The organism is Burkholderia sp. Nafp2/4-1b, from assembly GCF_003635165.1.
In the GTDB taxonomy this organism is placed as follows: Bacteria; Pseudomonadota; Gammaproteobacteria; order Burkholderiales; family Burkholderiaceae; genus Burkholderia.
In genome coordinates this window covers 1-2,418 of the sequence record NZ_ML058630.1, presented here as the reverse complement: position 1 = coordinate 2,418, position 2,418 = coordinate 1, and the positions used below count along the sequence as shown (strand labels likewise).

3 protein-coding genes and 1 pseudogene are annotated in these 2,418 nt (G+C 61.0%); 2 read left to right on the top strand and 2 right to left on the bottom strand.

Translation table 11 applies throughout. The annotated features are described in order from the left end of the window. Positions 1–206 (top strand): zinc ribbon domain-containing protein (locus C7H84_RS33185; protein ID WP_162999448.1); only part of this gene is annotated, 206 nt, incomplete at its 5' end. 110 nt (positions 207–316) lie between these two features. Here the strand turns inward: C7H84_RS33185 and sctW are convergent. Beyond that, the gene (gene sctW / locus C7H84_RS33180; protein WP_121862778.1) at positions 317–1,441 is read right to left on the bottom strand and encodes a type III secretion system gatekeeper subunit SctW; all 1,125 of its coding nucleotides are present in this window, start codon (positions 1,439–1,441) and stop codon (positions 317–319) included. Then, positions 1,425–2,099, bottom strand: coding sequence for a hypothetical protein (locus tag C7H84_RS33175; protein ID WP_121862777.1), 675 nt, complete (start codon positions 2,097–2,099; stop codon positions 1,425–1,427). Before C7H84_RS33175 ends, sctW begins: the two co-directional genes overlap by 17 nt. Positions 2,100–2,188: 89 nt before the next feature. On the opposite strand from C7H84_RS33175, the pseudogene C7H84_RS33170 reads away from it, so the two are divergent. Then, positions 2,189–2,418, top strand: a pseudogene (locus C7H84_RS33170) (RNA-guided endonuclease TnpB family protein); the annotation flags it as partial.

Genomic DNA, 2,418 nt, shown 5'->3' with positions numbered 1-2,418 from the left:
GCCGGACGTGTCCGGCGTGCGTTTGCGTGAGCGCGCAGAACCGGCTTACGCAGGCGCGGTTCGCCTGTATCGAATGCGGTTTCGAGGAAAACGCCAACGTGGTCGGCGCGATCAATGTTTTGGCGCGGGGACACCGCGTTGCAGCCTGTGGAGAGCCGGCGCAGTCGGGCCGCTCCGTGAAGCAGGAACCCGCCGAGGCGATCTGAAGCAGCATCATCGTTTTAGGAGCGGTAGGAATCCCCTGCATTCAGGCAGGGGAGGATGTCAATTACTGAAACAAAGCGGCCGCAGCGGCGGCATAATCTTGCAACAGATTCTAAGCGCCTGCATCGGCCAACGCCTCGAGATGCTCGGCGAACGCTCCCAGAATTGCTTCGCGCTGCTCGACATCCTCGAAGCAGTCGCCGGGTAGCAGCTTGACGAGTTCGTGCATTGCTTTCGTGTAGCGGTAGCGTAGTGCGTCGTCATAGATCGTGCGATTCGTGCGCGCTGCCACCCAGCCCGCGCTGATCCAGCTTTGCTCGACGCACTCGATGAGCAACTGCATCAGGGAGTCAGCGGCGAAGTCGTGCGCGCCGGTGCCAGGTGCATTCAGCGCGCGAGCAGCTCGAGCGCAATGATCCTCGACGCTGAGAAATTGGAGAATGCGCTTTAGGTCACCGATCACCGCTGCGAGGTGTACATCCATCGCCGGACCTTGTGCGGACAGTTCAAATGCAAGAGCGCGGATGAGGGTCTTCAGCTTGCGTTGGCGATCGTGCAATCTACGAAATTCATCGAACCAGTCGGTCAAGCGCCTTTGCCGCGCTGCGGCGTGCTGATATAACCTGCGCAACTCGGTTAGGATACCACGGCTCGACTGACCGAATTCAACGCGCGCAAACAGCTGAAGCGCCCATTCGTCGCCTTCGAGGATTGTAGCTAGCGCTTCTTCGACGCGCTTGCGCCGCACGCCAGATAGGCTACCTTCCTCGAGCATCGCGCTGAGCAGCAGCGCGATCTCGCCCGCGTTAAAGCCGGAGCCGCGCATTGCGTCAGCCGGATCATCGAGCTCGTCCACTCCGGGAATCCGTTCACGTAGCTGAGCAAGCTCGGCCACGGACACTGCGCTGACCTGTTTGATCAGTTGTTGCAGCATGGAGCGTGTGCGAGGCAGCGCAGCGCGACCATCCGCCGCGCCGCGGCGAGCTTCGCGAAAACGTGAACCGATCGAGAAGCCGATGTCCTCGAGGGTTTCGGCGAATGATTCGCTGGACATACCTGTTTCGAGCGGAATGCCGCCGAAGTCGCTGGGCGTGTCGGCGAGTTCGCGCCTCGCGAGTTCGCGCGCTGATTGCGGCGGTACGATTTGCTTAACGGCTGGCGTAGAATCCAGGCCGGAACTGACGTGCGCTGCAGTGGCATTTATCTGTGAGAGCGGTGGATCAATACGGTGAATCATCGGAGGGAGAGTCCTCTGTGGAGCCGGCGAGGTGGCTGAGCAATAGGCGCAAGTGCCGATCGAGATCGAAATGAATGATCGCGTCAGATGTTTCGAGCCGTGCGTTGTGGGCCGACAGGGTCACGTCCGCGCCGACGCATACGCGCGGATCGTGTGCGAGAGCATCGCGCGCGCGCGATAGGTTGGCCGGCGAGACGCTGACACGGAACGCCGGTTCGTGCGCATCGGCACGAAGATGGGTGAGCACGCGCTGCGTAAGCAGGTCAACGGGCGCCAGCGTACCAAGATAAGGTTCGACCACGCTTGCAATGAGTGCGCGCACGCGCGCTTCGATGCGATCGGCGATTTGGATCTCGGCAGAATTTGCGTCGATCAGCCAACGGACGGTATCGTCGATCAGTGCCGCGCGGCGACTCTCAAGATCGGCTTCGGCACGCGCGGCACCCTCGCGCTGCGCGTCGTCGCGCAAGTGCTCGATCATTTGCCGTGCAACATCGAGCTCACGCCGGGCTTCGTCAACAATCGATCGTGCCGTTTCCCGTGCGGCCGTGATGATCGCTGCTGCGTTGACATAGCGAGCAAGCTTCTCCGCGCTTAGATGCACATCGAGCGGTGCTGGGCCAGGCAGCGAGACGATCGGAGGAATGATGCCATTCATCAGTTGCTCCGAGAAACCCCGTCCGTCATGACGGGGAGGAAAGGGGCGCCGCTGTTTGACAGCGGCATTCCACCGTTAAAATGGCCGGCATGATCCTCGTCTATCGCTACCGGGTGAAATCGCTCAACGGACTGCTGAACAAGCAGAGCCGTGCGGTGAACTATGTCTGGAACTTCTGCAACGACACGCAGAAGCACGCGCTCAAGTGGGGCAAGAAGTGGCCGACGGGATTCGATCTGAACGTGCTGACGACGGGCAGCAACAAGGAACTCGGCATTCACTCCGGCACGGTCAACGCGACGTGCGAGCAATACGCGAA